19 protein-coding genes and 2 tRNA genes are annotated in these 18427 nt (G+C 68.1%); 7 read left to right on the forward strand and 14 right to left on the reverse strand.

Going from position 1 to position 18427, the window contains the following annotated elements; translation table 11 throughout:
* Positions 1-5 precede the first annotated feature (5 nt).
* The 3 genes from ABT313_RS27340 (at position 6) to ABT313_RS27350 (ending at position 3043) form a co-directional block, all read left to right on the forward strand.
* Positions 6-1040, forward strand: a complete 1035-nt coding sequence (locus ABT313_RS27340) for an adenosine deaminase (RefSeq protein ID WP_350859662.1) — start codon at positions 6-8, stop codon at positions 1038-1040.
* Positions 1007-1609, forward strand: a complete 603-nt coding sequence (locus ABT313_RS27345) for a histidine phosphatase family protein (RefSeq protein ID WP_350859665.1) — start codon at positions 1007-1009, stop codon at positions 1607-1609. Before ABT313_RS27340 ends, ABT313_RS27345 begins: the two co-directional genes overlap by 34 nt.
* A gap of 63 nt (positions 1610-1672) precedes the next feature.
* Positions 1673-3043: a TrpB-like pyridoxal phosphate-dependent enzyme gene (locus ABT313_RS27350; protein ID WP_350859668.1), complete on the forward strand. Its 1371-nt coding sequence runs from the start codon at positions 1673-1675 to the stop codon at positions 3041-3043.
* 11 nt (positions 3044-3054) lie between these two features.
* On the opposite strand, the gene ABT313_RS27355 is transcribed toward ABT313_RS27350, so the two are convergent.
* On the reverse strand, positions 3055-3558 hold the full coding sequence (locus ABT313_RS27355; protein WP_350859671.1) for a hypothetical protein: 504 nt from the start codon (positions 3556-3558) through the stop codon (positions 3055-3057).
* Between the two features lie 279 nt (positions 3559-3837).
* Here ABT313_RS27355 and ABT313_RS27360 point away from each other — a divergent pair, with 279 nt between their 5' ends.
* From ABT313_RS27360 to ABT313_RS27370, 3 genes are read left to right on the forward strand one after another with little or no spacing between them, the layout of a single operon-like run.
* On the forward strand, positions 3838-5148 hold the full coding sequence (locus tag ABT313_RS27360) for an NsdA family TPR-like regulatory protein (RefSeq protein WP_350859674.1): 1311 nt from the start codon (positions 3838-3840) through the stop codon (positions 5146-5148).
* Positions 5145-5789, forward strand: a complete 645-nt coding sequence (locus ABT313_RS27365) for a 2'-5' RNA ligase family protein (protein WP_350859676.1) — start codon at positions 5145-5147, stop codon at positions 5787-5789. Before ABT313_RS27360 ends, ABT313_RS27365 begins: the two co-directional genes overlap by 4 nt.
* Positions 5786-6430, forward strand: a complete 645-nt coding sequence (locus ABT313_RS27370) for a hypothetical protein (RefSeq protein WP_350859679.1) — start codon at positions 5786-5788, stop codon at positions 6428-6430. Before ABT313_RS27365 ends, ABT313_RS27370 begins: the two co-directional genes overlap by 4 nt.
* Here ABT313_RS27370 and ABT313_RS27375 read toward each other — a convergent pair.
* From ABT313_RS27375 to ABT313_RS27415, 9 genes are all read right to left on the reverse strand, one after another.
* Complete coding sequence (locus tag ABT313_RS27375) at positions 6424-8643, reverse strand: FAD-dependent oxidoreductase (RefSeq protein WP_350859682.1); 2220 nt, start codon at positions 8641-8643, stop codon at positions 6424-6426. The two genes, ABT313_RS27370 and ABT313_RS27375, sit on opposite strands and share 7 nt — an antisense overlap.
* 11 nt (positions 8644-8654) lie before the next feature.
* On the reverse strand, positions 8655-9575 hold the full coding sequence (locus tag ABT313_RS27380) for a MurR/RpiR family transcriptional regulator (protein WP_350859684.1): 921 nt from the start codon (positions 9573-9575) through the stop codon (positions 8655-8657).
* Positions 9576-9585: 10 nt separating this feature from the next.
* Positions 9586-10962 carry a hypothetical protein gene (locus ABT313_RS27385; RefSeq protein WP_350859687.1) on the reverse strand — a complete coding sequence of 459 codons (1377 nt, stop codon included), beginning with the start codon at positions 10960-10962 and terminating at the stop codon, positions 9586-9588.
* Entirely contained in the window at positions 10959-11789 is an 831-nt protein-coding gene (locus ABT313_RS27390) for a carbohydrate ABC transporter permease (protein ID WP_350859689.1), read from the reverse strand. The genes ABT313_RS27385 and ABT313_RS27390 overlap by 4 nt, the downstream gene beginning before the upstream one ends.
* Entirely contained in the window at positions 11782-12711 is a 930-nt protein-coding gene (locus ABT313_RS27395; RefSeq protein ID WP_350859692.1) for a carbohydrate ABC transporter permease, read from the reverse strand. The genes ABT313_RS27390 and ABT313_RS27395 overlap by 8 nt, the downstream gene beginning before the upstream one ends.
* A complete protein-coding gene (locus ABT313_RS27400) occupies positions 12711-13883 on the reverse strand; it encodes an ABC transporter substrate-binding protein (RefSeq protein WP_350859695.1) in 1173 nt (390 codons plus the stop codon). The genes ABT313_RS27395 and ABT313_RS27400 overlap by 1 nt, the downstream gene beginning before the upstream one ends.
* A 215-nt stretch (positions 13884-14098) precedes the next feature.
* Positions 14099-15124, reverse strand: a complete 1026-nt coding sequence (locus ABT313_RS27405; protein ID WP_350859697.1) for a UDP-N-acetylmuramate dehydrogenase — start codon at positions 15122-15124, stop codon at positions 14099-14101.
* On the reverse strand, positions 15121-15525 hold the full coding sequence (locus ABT313_RS27410; RefSeq protein WP_502884029.1) for a MaoC/PaaZ C-terminal domain-containing protein: 405 nt from the start codon (positions 15523-15525) through the stop codon (positions 15121-15123). The genes ABT313_RS27405 and ABT313_RS27410 overlap by 4 nt, the downstream gene beginning before the upstream one ends.
* The gene (locus tag ABT313_RS27415) at positions 15519-15941 is read right to left on the reverse strand and encodes an FAS1-like dehydratase domain-containing protein (protein WP_350859703.1); all 423 of its coding nucleotides are present in this window, start codon (positions 15939-15941) and stop codon (positions 15519-15521) included. The genes ABT313_RS27410 and ABT313_RS27415 overlap by 7 nt, the downstream gene beginning before the upstream one ends.
* A gap of 69 nt (positions 15942-16010) precedes the next feature.
* Between ABT313_RS27415 and ABT313_RS27420 the strand changes: the two genes are divergently transcribed.
* Positions 16011-16760 (forward strand): (2Fe-2S)-binding protein, encoded by a 750-nt coding sequence (locus tag ABT313_RS27420; RefSeq protein WP_350859706.1) that lies wholly within the window; start codon positions 16011-16013, stop codon positions 16758-16760.
* 58 nt (positions 16761-16818) lie between these two features.
* Here ABT313_RS27420 and rpmG read toward each other — a convergent pair whose 3' ends face one another.
* The 4 genes from rpmG to ABT313_RS27440 all read right to left on the reverse strand — a co-directional run bounded on the left by rpmG (position 16819) and on the right by ABT313_RS27440 (position 18306).
* Complete coding sequence (gene rpmG / locus ABT313_RS27425) at positions 16819-16986, reverse strand: 50S ribosomal protein L33 (RefSeq protein ID WP_130384703.1); 168 nt, start codon at positions 16984-16986, stop codon at positions 16819-16821.
* 64 nt (positions 16987-17050) lie between these two features.
* A tRNA-Met gene (locus ABT313_RS27430) sits at positions 17051-17124 on the reverse strand.
* A 45-nt stretch (positions 17125-17169) separates the two neighbouring features.
* Positions 17170-17242: transfer RNA gene (locus ABT313_RS27435), tRNA-Thr, on the reverse strand.
* A 122-nt stretch (positions 17243-17364) separates the two neighbouring features.
* Positions 17365-18306 (reverse strand): NAD-dependent epimerase/dehydratase family protein, encoded by a 942-nt coding sequence (locus tag ABT313_RS27440; protein WP_350859710.1) that lies wholly within the window; start codon positions 18304-18306, stop codon positions 17365-17367.
* Positions 18307-18427: the final 121 nt, after the last annotated feature.

Here is an 18427-nt window from a genome sequence, read left to right on the forward strand (position 1 = left end):
CGGTAATGACGCAGCGGGATCTGCGGGTGCTGCCGAAAACACACCTGCATCTGCACTTCTCCGGGTCGATGCGGCACCTGACGCTGGTCGAGCTGGCGGACAAGCACGGGGTCCGGCTACCGGACGCACTGCGGACGGACTGGCCGCCGGAGCTGTCGGCGGCCGACGAGCGCGGCTGGTTCCGGTTCCAGCGGTTGTACGACATCGCCCGTTCGGTGCTGCGGACGGAGGACGACGTACGCCGTCTGGTCCGTGAGGCGGCCGAGGACGACCGCGCCGACGGATCCCGCTGGCTGGAGATCCAGGTCGACCCGTCCGGGTACGCGAACCGGTTCCACGGGATCACCGAGTTCACGGACCTGGTGCTGGACGCCGCGCGCGATGCATCGGAGTCGACGGGTATCTCCGTCCAGGTGATCATCGCCGCCAACCGGACCCGTCATCCGCTGGATGCACGGACGCTGGCGCGGTTGGCATCGCAGTACGTCGGTCGCGGGGTGGTCGGGTTCGGCCTGTCCAACGACGAGCGGCGCGGTACGACGTCGGAGTTCGCTCCGGCCTTCCGTATCGCCCACCACGCCGGGCTCCTGGCCGCACCGCACGGCGGCGAGCTGTGTGGTCCGGCCACGGTGCGGACCTGCCTGGACGAGTTGGGCGCCGGCCGCATCGGTCACGGCGTACGTTCCGTCGAGGACCCCGACCTGTTGAAGCGCGTGGTCGACGCCCAGATCGCCCTCGAGGTCTGCCCCGCCTCCAACGTCTCGCTGGGTGTTTACCGCCGGCCTGAAGACGTTCCCCTCCGCTACCTCTACGAGGCCGGCGCCCGGATCGCCCTCGGAGCCGACGACCCCCTGCTCTTCGGCTCCCGTCTGGCCGAACAGTACGAAACCGCGCGCACGGTCCACGGCTTCACCGACGCCGAACTGGCCGACCTGGCCCGGAGCTCGGTCCTGGCCTCCACCGCGCCGCCCGAAACCCAGCAGTCCCTCCTCACCGAGATAGACCAATGGCTAGGCACCCCGGCGACTGTCCCGGTCTGACCATCTACCTCGCCCGGCACGGCCAGACAGAGTGGAACGTCGCGGGCCGCCGCCAAGGCCGCTTGGATTCACCACTCACGGATCTCGGCCTGCAACAAGCTGGTCAGAACGCCGTATTGCTGTCCGATGAGGGCATCGATGCGGCCTTCGCCAGCCCACTCGAGCGGGCGGAACGGACTGCTTCGATCATCGGATCGACGCTTGGTTTGGGCGTGACGGTGCTCGACGAGCTCGCTGAGATCGATCACGGGTTGTGGTCGGGTCTGACGTCCCTGGAGATCGACGCGGGCTGGCCGGGGCAGCGTGGCGTTCGTGAGCGGGACAAGTACGAGTTCCGTTTTCCCTCCGGCGAGAGCTACGCGGACGGAGATGTGCGGGCCGGTCGGGCGCTGGCTGAGGTCGCGCGGCGCGGCGTACGGCGGCCGTTGCTCGTGTCGCACGAGATGATCGGGCGGATGCTGCTGCGGCAACTCGGCGTACCGGATGCGCTCGGGACGCGGCAGCCGTCCGACGTGGTCTACCGCGTGCAGGCCGACGGCACGGTCGAACGGTTGACGAGTGCAAATTAAGTGCGCGGAGAGTTCCGGTTCAGGTCGTTGCCTGGGGAATTGGGCAGGCCTAACTTTGCTGGCATGACGCCGACGAAGATCCTGCTGCCAGAAGACGAAATGCCCACCCGGTGGTACAACGTGCTGCACGATCTGCCGACGCCCCCGCCGCCGGTGCTGCATCCGGGGACGGGGCAACCGATCGGGCCGGACGATCTGGCGCCACTGTTCCCGATGGACCTGATCATGCAAGAGGTCTCACCGGAGCAGTATGTCGATATCCCGGGCGAGGTCCTCGACGTCTACCGGCTGTGGCGACCCAGCCCGCTGTACCGCGCGCATCGGCTGGAGAAGGCGCTCGACACACCGGCACGCATCTACTACAAGTACGAAGGCGTCTCCCCGGCGGGATCACACAAGCCCAACACCGCCGTCCCGCAGGCGTACTACAACGCGAAGTCCGGCGTGCGGAAGCTCACCACCGAGACCGGCGCGGGCCAGTGGGGGACGGCGCTGGCGTTCGCCTGCGCGCAGTACGACCTGGAGTGCGAGGTCTGGCAGGTGCGCGCGTCGTACGACCAGAAGCCGTACCGGCGGACGATGATGCAGGTCTTCGGCGCGACCGTGCATCCGAGTCCGTCAGAGCTGACGGAGGCCGGGCGGAAGATCCTTGCCGAGCACCCCGATTCCACCGGCTCGCTGGGGATCGCGATCAGCGAAGCGGTCGAGGCCGCGGTCCAGGATCCCGAGGTGCACTACGCGCTCGGCTCGGTGCTCAACCACGTGCTGCTGCACCAGACGATCATCGGCGAGGAAGCGCTGATCCAGCTCGCGATGGTCGGCGAGACCCCCGATCTGCTGGTCGGCTGCACGGGCGGCGGTTCGAACTTCGGCGGCCTGGCGTTCCCGTTCCTGCGGGAGAAGTGGGCGGGCCGGATGTCACCGGTGGTCCGCGCGGTCGAGCCCGCGGCCTGCCCGTCACTCACGCAGGGCACGTATGCGTACGACTTCGGTGACACCCTCGGCATGACACCGCTGATGAAGATGCACACGCTCGGCCACGACTTCATCCCCGACCCGATCCACGCCGGCGGCCTGCGGTACCACGGGATGAGCCCGCTGATCAGTCACCTGTACGAGTCCGGCGAGATCGAGGCCGTCGCCAAACCGCAGTCCGAGTGCTTCGCCGCAGGCATCCAGTTCGCCCGCACCGAAGGCATCGTCCCGGCCCCCGAGCCCACGCACGCCCTCGCCGCCGCCATCGAGGAAGCCCAACGCTGCAAGGAGTCCGGCGAGGAGAAGGTCATCCTCACCGCCCTCTGCGGCCACGGCCACCTGGACCTCGCGGCGTACGACGCGTACCTGTCCGACGCGATGACGGATCGCAACTGGGACGACGCCGAGATCCAATCAGCAGTCGCCGAAGCCCTGACCCGCCTGCCCGCCCTTGGCTAGCGTCCCCTTGGTTAGCGCCCGCCGCGTTTCCACCATGGCTTCGGGCGCTTGGCGACCGCGGTGAGCCAGTCGGGCGGGATGGCCCAGCCGCGCGAGCTCAGCGCCTCGAAGTAGTCGGTCTTCAGGCTGTCCGGCAGCCAGTACGTCGCTCTGCGCTGCCCGGACGCCTCGAAGTACGTCGTCCGGTGGCGACGGCTCCACACCGTTGCCTGGCTGGAGCTGTACGCGAGCCGCACGTAGTCCCAGCGCGCCTGCTCGTCCTCCATGTCGAACTCACGCTCGGGCACGCGCGCCGTACCGCGGGGTTCCCGGTCGATCTCGTCGATCAGCTTCTGGACCACGGCGCGGTCGTCGGTCATCTCGTCCGGCAGCCGCAGCCCGACCGGATCCAGCACGACCGCGCCCAGCCGCAGCCGAGCCACGTCCAGAAACACCTCGAGCAGCGCGAACCCTTCCTCAGCCCGCCCGAACAGCTCCAGCTCGGCCCGCAAGGTAGTAACGGCTTCCTCAACCACCTGACAACCCTAAGCGCTGCGGACCCCGGACGGAGGGGCTGCCCCTATCTGCCCCGGGTTGCCCCGCGATGCCCCGCCGTGCTCACGCTCAGCAAGCACGACGGCGAGGCTTCACCCGGCCGGGCGGCGCCGATTTACGGCCACGAAGCGGTCCGTGATTGCGGCCAAAACCCTTTCCCAGCAGCGTTTTCGGGGCAGCTCGGGGCATCGCGGGGCAGATCATCCACAAGGCCCGATTTCGTGGTCGCAGAGGGTGTTCGGCGTCTTACAGTTACCGCCATGTCAGAGCCCAACGAGATGTTGCGCGGCGCGCGGGAGCGCACACCGTCGCGCCGCGCGCCGGGCGAACACATGTCCCGGGCCGAGCTCGCCGACGCGATCTGCGCCTGGCTCTGGGACACGACCGAGGTCAAGTACGAGCTCGACGGCCACTACATCGCCAAGCTGGAACGCGGCGCCGTCCGCTGGCCCGGCGCCGCCTATCGCTCCGGTCTGCGTCACGTCCTCGATGTTGCCGCCGACAACGAACTCGGGTTCTTCCCGCCATCCGGTATCGCCGTCACCGAGCCGGAGCCGACACCGCCCTCGATGGTCGGCCACGACGACGACCTTATCCACGCGAGCGACGAGTCCATCGCCCTGTTGTCGTTCGCCGAGGAGTCGAACGTCGGCGAGCTCACCGTCGAGCAACTCCAGGCGGACATCGAGCGCATCGCGCAGTCCTACCTCCGCACGCCGACCAGGCCGTTGTTCGCCAAGAGCCGCGCGATCCGCGACCGCGCCTTCGGGCTCCTCGCCGGCAACCAGTCCCCCCGCCAGTCCCGCGACCTGTACTCCGCCGCCGGCTGGGCGATCACGATGCTCGCCTGGATGTCGGTCGACCTCGGCCGCCCCGACATCGCCGAGAGCCACACGCGCACCGCGTGGGCCTGCGCCGAGGCCGCGGACCACGACGTACTGCGCGGCTGGATCCGCGCGACCCAACACACGGCCGCCTTCTGGCAGGAGGACTTCGCCCGCGCCGCGACGTACGCCGAGGACGGACTGCGGTACTCCGCCGGCACCTCACGACTCTTCCTGGCCAGCGCAGCGTCGGTCGACAACGCCCGCGCCGGCCAACCCGACAAAGCCCGCGACATGCTCGACCTCGCCCAACAGCTGTCCGTGCGCCAGGCCGATTCCGAGCCGGGCGGCCTCCTGCTCTGTACGCCGGAACGCGCCGAGGGCCTGTGGGCGGACACCTACCTCGCCTTCGGCCAGCCGGAGCACACGTCGAACCACGCCGATCACAGCGTCGCGCTCTTCGAGGCAGCGCCGTACGTGCTGCGGAACCCCGGATCGGAACGCATGGCCCGCCTGCAGCAGGCGAAAGCGCGACTGCTCCTGGGCCAGCTCGACGGTGCGATCGAGGCCGTCGAGCCGGTGCTCGAGCTGCCGATGGAGTACCGCGTCCGCCCGCTGATTCATCGCCTTGCCGAGGTCGCGGCGCTCACCTCGCCGTATGCCCGCACGCCGAAGGCGCGGATGCTCCGCGCGCGCATCGCCGAGTTCACCCAGCTCCCGGCACGGAGGAAAGAGGACCAGACATGATCAAGGACGTCCGCGATCACTGGTACTGGCGCCCCAACTGGCGGCCCGGGCGATCGTTCTACACCTGGCATGTCGTCTTTCCGGAAGACTCCGTGGTGACGGACGTGCATGCGGCGTACCAGCACCTGGTCGACTCACTGCCCGGGATCACCCCGGTCCCGGTGCGATGGCTGCATCTCACGGTGCAGGGAGTCGGGTTCACCGACAAGGTGCCGCGGGCGGATCTCGACCTCATCATCGAAGCCACGCGCCGACGGCTCGAGCACTTCCGGCCGTTCGAGCTCAAGCTCGGCTCGGCCGTCGTGGATGTCGAGAGCCTGCAGCTGCCGGTGGAGCCTGTCGACCGGATGCGCCGCCTCCGCGCCCAGCTGCGCGCCGCGATCACCGACGTATGGGGCCGCGACTCCGTGCCCGCCCTGCCGGAGCTCGATCCGCACATCTCGCTGGGCTACTGGAACCAGGTCGCCCCGGCCGAGCCGCTCGAGAAGGTCGTGAAGGCACTCGGCGGCGGTGTCGCCACGACCGAGTTGACCGACGTCACGCTGATCGAGCTCAACCGCGACCACAATCAGTACGAGTGGACGACGTACGCGACCGTCCCGCTGGGCATTCAGGTATCACGTGACGGGACCGGCGGATGAACGCCACCAGCCCGTACGCCGGGGACGCGGCCGCCCACGTCATCCGAGCCCTCCTGGACTTCCGCAGCCTGTGGACAACCCACGATCTGGTAGCCACCAGCGGCGTGCCGGCCCCATCGGTACGCCGCATCATCGACGCCCTCGACCAAGACGACCTGGTCGAACGCCGAGCGCCGGGAGTAGTCACCGTCCCCAGCTGGCTCGCCCTGGTCCGCCGCTGGAGCCGGGACTTCCGCTTCGCCCAGACCAACCAGCACACCTACTGGCGCCCGAACCTCGGAACCGACCAGTTCCTCGACCGAATCCCCACATCCTCGATCCGCCACGCTGTGACCGGCACGGCCGCAGCCCGACACTGGTCCCCGGAAACCCTCACCGGCCGCACAGTCATCTACACGCCAGACGCCCAGGCAGCCGCAACCGCCTGGGACCTGATCCCAAGCAAGACCCGATTGGTCGTCCTCGCCGAGCCGACCACCGACGTCGTCTTCACCCGCTCCCGCAAGACCTCCACCGGCCTCCGCCTCGCCGCCCCCGCCCAGGTCCTGGTCGACCTCCTGACCGGAGCAACCATCCCTCGCCGAGCCGCCGACCCCCTCACCCGCTGGATGCAGGAGCACGAACTCGAATGGCGCTACTGACCGTAGGCGCGAATCGAGACGACGTGAGCGCGGGAGGCTCCGTTGGTGCGGTGTGCGGTCAGGCGGAGGTCAGTCACTCGCCTCGTCGCTTCCAGCGGGTGGTGTTGGGTGCGGTGATGGTTGGCGGTGACGGTGGCGATGGGTTCCCACGGGACGTCAGGGCCGTCGCGGGATTCGAGGGTGTAGTCGGCGAGGAGGGTGGGCAGGGACTCGAAGGGGGTGCGGTGGTGGTGGAGGTTGATGAGGTCTTCCTGGACGTCGGCGTCAAGGATGACGACGACCTCCGCGAGTTCGACCGGCTCGGGCCAGCTGAGTTCGAGCCACGGGTTCGGGTCCCACGCGAGGTCTTCGGAGACCCAGAGGTTGGGCCCGCCGTAAGGGCGCGAGTAGCCGCCGACCACCTTCGAGGGCGCGTACGCCGCGGTCTCGCCGAGCCGGATGCACAACCCACCGCGGGGCAGGATGTGCTTCCACGCACGGAACTGCTCGGTCCACTGCTCATCCGGACCAGGCTCGCGATGGGCGAAATGCACCGTGCCCGGTAGCGCGGTCGACGCTGTGTGGACGGAGATGTCCGGCGTCTTCCGCAGTACGACGAAGGCGTTGGCCGGGGCAGACGGGTGCCATGACAGCGGCACCTGGATCCAGCGCTTCTCGCCGGCGGGTACGTCGATCGTGCAGGAGTCGACGAGTGCCGCGGGCAGGTAGTTCTGCGGCTTGACCGGATCATGCAGCTCGACGGTCAACGACCCGCCGGCGGAGTCGACGAGCAGCTCGAAACCGTCCAGCGCCGGGTCGACCGGGATGACCATGCCGAGATCGTCAGTCAGCGGCAGCGTGCCGGACGACACCTCGACCGTCGGGCGGGTCAGACTCGACGAAGCGCGCACCGAAGCAGACAGCGCAAGGTTCTCTGGATCGTCGTCGACCACACCGAGGACCGACGAGTCCGCGCGGGTCAGTGCATGCTTCACCAGGTCGAAACGCGAGCCGGCCAGCTCCCGCGGCGACAGACCGTTGCGCAGGGCAACAGAAGCGCCGATCCCGGCCGCCTCGCCGAGCAGCGCACACGTCGCCATCACCCGCGTCGTACCGAACGCTACGTGACTCGCGCTGATGTTGCGGCCGGCCATCCACAGGTTGCGCACGTTCCGCGAGTACAGCGACCGCAACGGGATGTGGTAGTTCCCGTCCGGATGCCAGTGCTTCGACCCGCGCTCGGCCGCGTAGACCCCGCCGGGCGGGTGCAGGTCGATCGACCAACCGCCGAAGGCCACGCGGTCCTCGAACACCGTCTGTTCGAGGACGTCCTGCTGGGTCAGGACATGATCGCCGAGGAACCGCCGGTACTCGCGCTTGCCTGGCACCGACCCGATCCACTCCAGCGTCAGGTTGTCCGCGTCGAACCGCCCGGAGTTCTTGATGTAGTCCCAGATCCCGTACACAACCGCCTGCAGCTCGTCCCGGATCGCCTCGTTGTCGTCGACGACGTCGAGCGAGCCGCCCCACTCGATCCACCAGAACGCGCAGCCGTTCATATCGGTCCGGATCACCCGGCGGTCCGGGATCGCCGTCTCGGTCACGTCCTTCGCGAACGACGGCGGCACGAACCGCACCGGCTCCCCCGCGTCCTTGCTGTAGAAGAGGATCGTGCTGCCGAGCGTGTTCGAGTCCGGTACGAGCGGCGCCCACGACTCGTCGTACTCCGATCGCGGCTCGCGCCCGGTCCGGAAGTCCGCGCCGGCCAGTAGCCCGACGAGCCCGTCACCCGAGCAGTCGACGTACGCCGGGCTGACGAACCGGATCTCCTTCTCCGACCCCATCTGCCACCCGGTCACCGAGCGGATCTCGCCGTCGGCCGCGTCGATCGAACGGACATCGGTGTTGAGGTAGAGCGTGATCAGCGGCTCGGCGCGGACGGCCTCGAGCAGCACGAGATCCCAGTAGTACGGGTTCCCGAGCGGGTTCTGGTACTGGTTCTCGACGAACAGCTCGCCCATGATCCCGGTCTCGCGGGCGAAGCTCTGGACGCCGTGCGCGGTCGCCCCGCACACCCACACCCGCACCTCGCTGGACGAGTTGCCGCCGAGCACCGGCCGGTTCTGCACCAGCGCGACGGTGCTCCCCTGCCGCGCGGCGCCGATCGCCGCGCAGATCCCGGCGAGACCGCCGCCGACGACGGTCAGATCGGTCTGGACCTCGAGCTGCTGCATACAGAGACCTCTCAGGTATCAGGATTGACGAAGGTGTCGGGATGGAGATCGGTGTCCGGACGGACGACGGGCTGGCCCGGCCCGTTCGGGTGATTGGCGGTGAGGTGATCGGGCACCCGCTGCGCGACCAGCACGAACAGCAGGCCGGCCGTCAGGACGTCGCTCGCGCGGCCGGCGAAGAACTCGGTCCAGTTGGCGCCGTTCGGCGTACCGGTGTCGAAGGTGACGTCGGCCAGCCGCGCGATCGGCGAGTCGACCATCCCGGTGATCGCGACCGTCAACGCGCCCTCGTCGTGCGCCCGGCGGACGAACTCCAGCGTCGTCGGATCGGTCCCCGAACGGGTGACAGTCAGGGCCACGTCCCCGGCGCCGAGCAGGCCGGCGCCGATCTGCGAGGACTGCGGTCCGTCGAAGAACCACACCGGGATCCCGATCCGCAGCAACCGGATGTAGAGCTCCCGGGCCGGGACGGCGTCACCCCATTCGCCATAGATATGCGTACGGCGGGCGCCCGCGATCGCGTCCGCGACCCGGGTCGCCGCGGCGAGGTCGATCGCGGCCAGCGCGTTGCGCAGCGCATTCGCCTGGGTGGACGCGAGCACGTTCAGCACCTGCTCGGGCGGATCGGCCGGCCCGATCGCCATGCCGATATCGCTCGCCCACCCGGCCTCCAGCCCGCGGCCGACCTCCATCGCCAGCGCGGCCCGGAGCGCGGGGTACCCGGCGTACCCGAGATGCGTCGACAGGCGCGTGACGGTCGCGGCCGAGGTCCCGGCGACCTCGGCCAGCTTGGTGATCGATCCGCGCGCGACCTCGTCCGGGTTCGCCAGGATGTGCTCGGCGACCCGTTGCATCGCGCCGTTCAGCTCGGGCAGGGCCCGCTTGACCAGCTGCAACGGACTCGGGCTACCGGCTCTCTCCATGTCTGCCATCCCGTTATCGTCACGTATAGACGAACTGCGCACTCGCCACACCGTCGGTGTCGCTCACCACCCGCACCCAGTGCGCACTGAACCCGGGCGGGAACACGTGCGTCCGCACCTGCCCCGGCTCAACGGTCAACGTCTCCACCGCGCCGAACCGTCCGTGCCCATGGAAGTCGATCTCGACCGTCACGTTGAGCGGTGCCTCGCCGAAGTTCTCCAGGTGCAGGCACTTCCCGTCGAACCCGGTCATGAGGTACGGATCCGACGGCACCCCGGCCTCGACCGGCGTCTCCCACCACGGCCCGCCCCAACCGGCCGGTTTCCCGAAGCTCCACAGGTCGTCGGTCTTGCCGAACCACAACCCGGACTGCGGCTCGGCGGTCGTCGGATTCAGCCCGTGACTCGGCGACGCATTGTCGGCGCCGGCAACCAGCATCCCGCGCCAGGAGCAGAAGTCACCCAGCACCCACAAGTGCGTCGAGATCGGCCGCACGCCCCAGATCCGCCCGCCGTACGCCCACGGCGACAGCTCGTAGAACATGCCGTGATGGTCGAGCAGCAGACGCTCGTGCTCGACCTCCCGGATCCGCGGCCACTCGGTCTGCCACTTGTGGTCGAAACAGTGCGACGCCTTCGGCAGCCGGTACCGCGTCCACTTCTGGTCCGCCTCGGTGAACACCTCCAGGATCGCCGATGCCCGGTCCCACCCAGTCGCGAAGATCGTCCCGCCGAATTCGTGCCGCCCGCCGATCGCGGTGAACGGGTCCTCCCGCAGTACCTTCCACGTGCTTCCGTCGTACTCCGCCAGCCGGCCCCGGGACCGCTCGCCGGCCCACTCGGGTTCGGCGTACTCGTTGGAACACACGACCAGCCGGCCGAACGAGGTGTAGCAGTCCTTGTAGTGCACCTTCATCTCGCCGTCGGTGCCGAGCTCGTCGTTGAGGTCGAAGAGCTGCGTGCACTCGTACGTCGTGAGGTCGAGCTCGAGCAGCTCTCCCTCCATCGCGAGCACGTACACATGCGTGTCGGGCTTGGTCAGGTGCCGCGCCGTACCGCAGACGCGCAACGGTTGCAGCTCCGGGATCGTGACGATCTTGTGGTGCTCGTCGATCACGTGCGGACCGAGCACGAGCTTGGACGTCGGGAAGTGCACGAACCGGTTGGTGTACGTGCCGTCGACCCCGAGCGTCTCGGCGACGATCTCCATCGAGAAGTCGGCGTCGATCCGGCGCAGACTGACGCCCGCGCCGGACGGAGCCTTGTGGGAGTTGTAGTTCTGGACGTAGAGCTTCCCGTTCCACGGCATCAGCGAACCGACGCCGAGCTCGCTGCGTGGCGGACCGAAGTCGCCGATCTGGGCGAGATGCGGGAAGACACCGGAGACGTTGTTCATTTGATCCCTGTGTGAGTCATGGCGGCGATGAACCGGCGTTGCAGGACGACGAACACGATCAGGACCGGCACGATCGAGATCACCGAAGCGGCCATCGTCAGGCCGGGTGCGATCTGTCCCTGTTCGTCGACGAAATTCGTCAGGCTGAGCGGCAGCGTGTAGCGGTCCGGGTTGCTGATCAGCACCAGCGGCGTCTCGTAGTCGTTCCACGACCAGACGAACGCGAGGATGCCGAGGGCACTCATCACCGGCGTTGCCAGCGGCAGGTAGATCCGGGTGAACACGCGCCACTCGTTGGCGCCGTCCATCCGGGCCGCCTCGGCGAACTCGGCCGGCTGGCTGATGAAGAACTGCCGCATCAGGAACGTCCCGAGGACGGTGAACATGCCGGGCAGGATCAGCGCCCACAACGTGTCGTACAGGCCGAGCTTCTGGAAGTAGATGAACCTCGGCACGAGCAGCAACTGCGCGGGGATGATCGCGGTCGCGAGATAGAGCAGGAACAGCCTGTCGCGGCCCTTGAACGACATCCGCGCGAACGCGTAGCCGGCCATCGTCGCGGTGATCAGCTCGCCAGCGACCCGCAGGACAGCGACAAAAACTGAGCGACCGAACGCCGGGAGTACCGAGGTCGCCCCGGTCAGCACCGTGCTGAAGTTGTCCCACTGGAACGGGTTCGGGATCCACTGCATCGGGATCTTGTAGGCGTCCACGTCCGGTTTCAGCGCGGTCGAGATCATCCACGCGAACGGCGCGAGGAACGCCAGCGCCAGGATCCAGAGCGGGATCCCCCACAGCCATTTCTTGTTAAGGGTGAGCTTACTCATTGAGGGCCCTTCCTCGCTGCGCCCGCCAGGTCAACAGGGTCAGCACGAGCACGCCGACGAACGTCACCAGGCCGATCGCGGACGCATAGCCGAACCGGTAGAACTGGAAGCCGGTCTGGTACATGTAGTAGGAGATCGTCGTGGTCGAATCGCCCGGCCCGCCTGCGGTGATCAGTGCGATCAGACCGAAGCCTTGCGACGCCCCGATGATCAGCGTGACCAGCAGGAAGATCGTTGTCGGAAGCAACGACGGCCAGGTGATCACGCGGAACTTCGCCCACGCGGAGGCGCCGTCGATGTCAGCGGCTTCGTACAGCTGCCGCGGCGCGTCCTGCAGCGCGGACAGGTAGATCAGCGAGCAGTACCCGACACCGCCCCAGATCGCCATCACGATCAGCGCGGGCAGCGCCCAGTGCGACGAGGCGAACCAGCCCGGCCGGAGGCCGAAGACGTCCAGGACCTGGTTGACCAGGCCGGCCTTCGGGTTCATCAGCATCAGCCAGGTCATGCCGATCGCGACCACGTTGACGATGTACGGGAGGAAGAAGATCGCCCGCAGTACGGCGCGGCCCGGGAGCGGGCGGTTGAGCGCGATGCCGAGCCCGAGTCCTCCGATGACGGTGAGCGGGACGGACACCACGACGTAAACGAGCGTCAGGCCGATCGCGTGCCAGAAGCCCGGGTCGCGGGCGATCGCGACGAAGTTGTCGATGCCGTTGAAGGTGATGCCGCCGAGACCGGAGACCAGGTTCCAGTCGGTGAAGGCGAGGACGACCACGCTGATCAGCGGAATCAGGGTGAACGCGATCACGCCGAGCAGGTTCGGCGCGATGAACAGGAAGCCGATCCAGCCGCGCGGCTTGATGCCGGGCGCCTTCTCGGTCCGGACCGCGGAGGCGGTGGCGACGGCAGCGGTGGCCATCAGGGCCTCCTCTCGTTACGGGCGATCGCGGCGTCGGCAAGCCGCCGTACCTCACGGATCGCGACGCCCGGGTCCTTCTCACCCAGCCAGCACAGGTCCCGCTGCTGCTTCACGGCGAGCGTGATCTCGGGGAACCCGGTCAGCCGGGTGTCGGTCGCGAGCTTCGGGTCGGCCTCGAGGACGACGCGGCGGAACGAGTCCATGTCGAAGTACTTGTCCGGCTCCTTGCCGAGCATGCCGGTGATCACCTGGCCGTCGGTGACGCCGCCGAGCGCGGGCAGTTTGCCGCCCTTGAGCATCGGCGTTGCGCCCTCGGTCAACCAGAACTTCACGAACGCCCAGGCCGCCTCGAACTTCGGCGACTTGGGGTTGATCATGATGAAGTTGCTGTAGGAGCCGCCGTTCCAGTCCTTGCCGTCGACGGTCGGCGACGGGGCGAACGCGACCTTGAAGTCGTGCGGGTACTTCTTCGCGTCGTACAGGTAGCGCAGGTTGAACGGCGCGGTCGACCAGAGGTGGAACTCCTCGGTCAGGAACGAGTTCTGCTGGTACGCGTCGAGGTGGCGGGCAAGGACCTCGGTCCACGGGAACGCCGTACCGTCGGCGATCATCTCGCGGCCGGTCCGGAAGCCTTGCTCGAAGTGCGGGTCGCCGAAGTTGCTGCGGTTGCCGTCGTACCAGTAGTTGGGTCCGAGGGCGATCCGCGCGATGTCCGGGACCGTGTAGGCGCCGACGGTCTTGGCGGTGGTCAGTCGCTTCGCCGTACTGCGGAACTCGTCGATCGTCCACGCGTCCGGGAGCTCCACGCCGGCTTGCTGCCGGAGCTTCTCGTTGAACAGCACGAAGAACGGCTCGCGGGCGGTGGCGAGCGCTTTGACCTTGCCGTTGTCGATGTACGACCGCGGCTGCTCGGTGTCGAGGAACACCTTCAGCTCCGGCTCGCTGCTCACCCGGTCGGTCAGGTCCGCCGCCAGTCCGGACCCGGCCCTGAGCGCCATCGCACCTTGCGAGTAGGTGAAGTACACGTCGATGTCGACGCCACCCTGTAGCGCCGTATCGAGCTTGAGGTTGCCGCGATCGTCGTTCACGAACCGCGTGTAGTTCACCGCGTACTGCGGAAACTTGGCCTGGAACGCCTTCACCACGTCCCCCGGCCCTGACGCCGCCGGCACCCCGCCCCACACCTGCAAAGCCCCCGACCGCCCACCCCCGTCACTCCCACACCCCGGCAGCACCCCAGCCGCCAGCCCCGCCCCCAACCCCGCGAGAACCTCCCGCCGAGAAAATCTTTTGCGCCTCACACTCCACCTCCCATCAACTTTCGCAAAAGATTAGCGAGAGAGGCCGTGAGGCGGAAGGGGTCGTGTAAAAGTTTTTCAGGTCTCCGTCAGAGGGAGCAGTTCACCAGGACGGGTTCGTTGATCAGGGTGATGTTGAAGGAGTGCTGGACCTGGGTGCGGACGTGGGTGGCCAGGGTGAGGAGTTCCTTGGCGGTGGCTCCGCCCTGGTTGGTCAGGGCCAGGGTGTGTTTGGAGGAGACGGCGGCGGCGCCGATGGCGTAGCCCTTGGAGACGCCGGCGTGTTCGATGAGCCAGGCGGCGCTGGTCTTGACCCGGCCGTCGGGTTGGGGCCATTGGGGGGCGCCGGCCGGGACCTCGGCGGGGGTGTCGAGGATCGGGTTGGTGAAGAAGGAGCCGGCGCTCCAGGTGTCGTGGTCGGCGGGGTCGAGGACCATGCCTTTGCTGCGGCGCAGGCCCAGGACGGCTTCGCGGACCTCGGTCATCGGCGCGCGGGAGCCTGGTTCGACGTCCAGGACCCGGGCCAGCTCGGCGTACCCGACCTCCGCGGACAGGTCACCCAGCGTCAGTTGGAAGGTGACCTCGAGGACGACGTACCGCGACGGGTCGGCCTTGAAGCGGGAGTTGCGGTAGCTGAATCCGCAGTCCGCGGCGAACATCGTCTGCACCTTGCCGAGCACCCGGTCCCAGACCCGGACCGACGCGATCGTCTCGGCGACCTCGTGACCGTAGGCCCCGACGTTCTGCACCGGTGTCGACCCGGTCAGGCCGGGGATGCCGGACATCGACTCGAGCCCGCTCCACTCCTCGGCGATCGCGCGTTGTACGACGCCGTCCCAGTCCTCGCCGGCCGCGATGTGCACCATCGCGCCGGAGCACATGTCCGCGTCAACGCGGATCCCCGTGGTCGCGATCTTGATGACCGTCCCGCGGAATCCGTCGTCCCCGATCACCACATTGCTGCCGCCCGACAGCAACAGCACCGGCTCCCCGGCGGCGTCCGCGTCGCGGACCGCGGTGATCAGGTCGTCCTCGGTGCTGACCTCGACGAACTTGTCGGCCGACCCGCCGATCCGCAGCGTGGTGTAGTCGGCCAGCGACACATGCGTTCTCACTGGACGCGCACGACCGCCCTGGCCCGGCCGAGCACCTTCTCCTCGCCGGCAACTGCGGTGATGTCGATCTCGGCGCGTCCGTCCGCGACCTTGTCGACCTTCGCCGAGAACATCACGTTCACGCCCTTGTCGTCATCCGGTACGACGACGGGCTTGGTGAACCGTACGCCGTACTCGATCAGGTCGGCCGGATCGGAGATCCAGTCCGTGACGACGCGGACGGCGGACGCCATCGTGAGCATCCCGTGCGCGATCACGCCGGGCAGCCCGAGCGCGCCGGCCATCCGGTCGCTCCAGTGGATCGGGTTGAAGTCGCCGCTCGCTCCGGCGTACCGGACCAGGTCCTCGCGCCGGAACGTCACGGTCAGCGGCGGGAGCTCCGTGCCTACCTCGATCACGATTCCCCCCGGTTGTGCGAGATCGTCGACGTCGACGTGGCGATCGGCTCGCCGTCGACGGTGGTCAGGGCGGTCTCGTACATGATCACCTCGACGTCACCGGCCTTGCGCACGGTGGTGATGGTCGCGGTCGCGGCGATGTCGTCGCCGGCCTTGATCGGACGGGTGTAGCTGAACTTCTGCGCTCCGTGCACGATCCGGTCCAGCCGCAGGCCGAGTTCCTCGTCGTTCAGCAGCTGCTCCAGGGCCCGGCTGCCGAGCATGAACGCGAACGTCGGCGGCGCCACCGCGTCATCACCGGTGTACGCCGGGTTGGGGTCGCCGATCGCGGCGGCGAACTCGCGGATCTTCTCCCGGCCGACCTGGTAGGACTCGGCGGCCGTGTAGCTCCGGCCGACCATCGTGGCGTCGATCGTCATATCCGCTAACCCTACTGGCAGACTGTTCCCCGGGTTGCCGCCGCCCACCGATCCGACTGGGGAAGGTTGATGGTGACGGCAGTTGCGGGGCTGGCGCGGTATGCGCCGAGGTACCAGGTGCATCTAGGCGTGCCGGAGGGTTCGGACTGGCTCCGGGTGGACCGGATTCTCGAGCCGGGCAGTCCTGAGCTCACCGAGCTGCTCAAACGCGACGACGAGGCCAGCAACCACCGCAGCGCCCATGCGAACGCGCTCAGCATGATGTCGTTCTACGCCGGCCGCGCACCGGCGACCGCGCTGTTGCTCTGGGCGCTGGAGGGCCGTGTCCTCGACATCCGCCCGCAGAACCTCTGGGTCCGCCCGCACGACGGCCATGGCATCGCGGGCGTCGCCGTACGCTCTGCCAGCTTCCTCCCCGGCGGGTTGGAGACGCTGTACGACGTCGTACTGCGCCAGCACCTGCTGCCGTTGGCCGAGGAGCTGCACCGGCGGACGCGGGCCGGGCTGCGGCAGGTCTACGGAGCGGTCGCGGCCGGATGTGCGATGGGGTTCTGCGCGGCTACCCGCGAGGAGGTCACCGTGAAACCGGAGTACATGCTGGATCGGTGGATGACCTTCGCGACCAAGGCGCCCGGCGGGCTGGCACGGCTCGGCGACGTGGAGATCGCGGCCGGGAAGCTCGTCTACCTGCGGAACACCTGCTGCCTCTACTACACCAGCGAGGTCGGCAAGGGCACACTCTGCGGCTCCTGCTGCCTCACTCCGCGTGACGAGCGTCTCACCGCCTACGAGGGCGGCCGCCCGATCCTGACCGTCTGAAGACACAGCGAAGGGCCGCTTCGACTATCCGAAGCGGCCCTCGCAAAGAGACCTGAGGTCAGCGGGTCTCGCGGTGGTCCGTGTGGTCGTTGCAGCGGTGGCAGTACTTCTTCAGCTCAAGACGGTCCGGGTCGTTACGCCGGTTCTTCTTGGTGATGTAGTTCCGCTCCTTGCACACCGTGCACGCCAGCGTGATCTTCGGGCGAATATCGGTCGACTTGGCCACTGCTACCTCTTCAGGTCATGAGTACGCAACTTGGGTGATCGCACTCTCGAAAGTACAGATTCGGTAGCGGGGGCGGGAGTCGAACCCGCGACACCACGATTATGAGCCGTGTGCTCTAACCACCTGAGCTACCCCGCCGGGTGAGGTGAGCGATCCCACCCGAAGGTGGGATGCCGTTCTCCGAGCCCCTTTACGGAATCGAACCGTAGACCTTCTCCTTACCATGGAGACGCTCTGCCGACTGAGCTAAAGGGGCGGGCCGAGGAGAGAGATTACACGGTCCGCCACCTCGATGTGAAATCGAGCCGGCCGACCCTGCGAGCCCCTCAGTCCGTCCCGGAAAGCATACCGGTTCCCCGGAGTGCTTCTGACCAATTTTCAGCCGAGTACGGCGTCATCCGCGGAGAAGTCGTCCGACGCATCGGCCGGCGGGTTCGCCAGGTGCCAGCGGACCGACGTCAGCAGCGTCCCGGACGGGTCCGCCGGCGCCCAGCCGAGCACCGTCCGCGCCTTCGCCGAGTCGACGAGCAGATGCTGGTCGACGGTCCCGGTGAGCGCCAGATCCTCCGGCAGCAGGTCGTCCCGCACCTTCACCAGCTCCACATCCGCAGCGTCCGCCGCAGCCAGGATCTGCTCGGCAAACAGCCGGTACGGCGCTGTGGACGGCTCCGCCAGGTTGAACGCACCCGGGAAGTCCCCCGCGAGCACCAAGGACACGGCGGCGGCCACGTCCCCGACGTACACGCGGCTGAACAGGAACTGCCCCGATCCGACCGGTATCCGCCTCCGGCCCGCCCGCACCCGACGCAGTACGAACTCGAATCGCGTCTGGTAGTCGTGCTCGCCGTACACCGCCCCCAGCCGCAGCACGGTCGCCCCGCGCGGCAGGTACCGCTCCTCCATCTCCAGGTTCTCGTACTGCGACCCGTCGATGAACCGCCGTTCCCGCAGCGGCGACTCCTCCGTCAACGGCAGCGCATCCGTCGTCCGGTCCGAGTGCACACCCTCGTACGCGCGGTAGACGTCACAGCTGGAGATCGCGACCAGCTTCACGTCCGGCCCGACCGCACCGAGCGCCGCGTCGGCGGCCGCCGCGTTCATCCCGGAGATGTCGACCAGCGCCTCCGCGTCGAACGGCTTGAGCGCCGCAGCCAAGGCCGCGCCGTCATGGCGGTCCACGTGGGCGTGCTCGACGGCTGCCAGGCCGGACGGCTCGTGGTCGCCGCGGTGGACCACCAGCAGCGTGTGTCCCTCTGCGGTGAGGCGCTCCACGACTGCCCTGCCGATGAACCGGGTTCCACCCAGAATCGCGATTCTCATGCCCACAGTCCTATCGGTCCGGGCACCGGGAACCCAGACTCGTCTGCGACCGGCAGAAAGTCGATGTCGAGAAGGTCCGGGCGGCTTCGTCATACGAGTAGGACCTAGCAACAGGAAGGAA

This window comes from Kribbella sp. NPDC000426 (genome assembly GCF_040300265.1).
Classification (GTDB): domain Bacteria; phylum Actinomycetota; class Actinomycetes; order Propionibacteriales; family Kribbellaceae; genus Kribbella.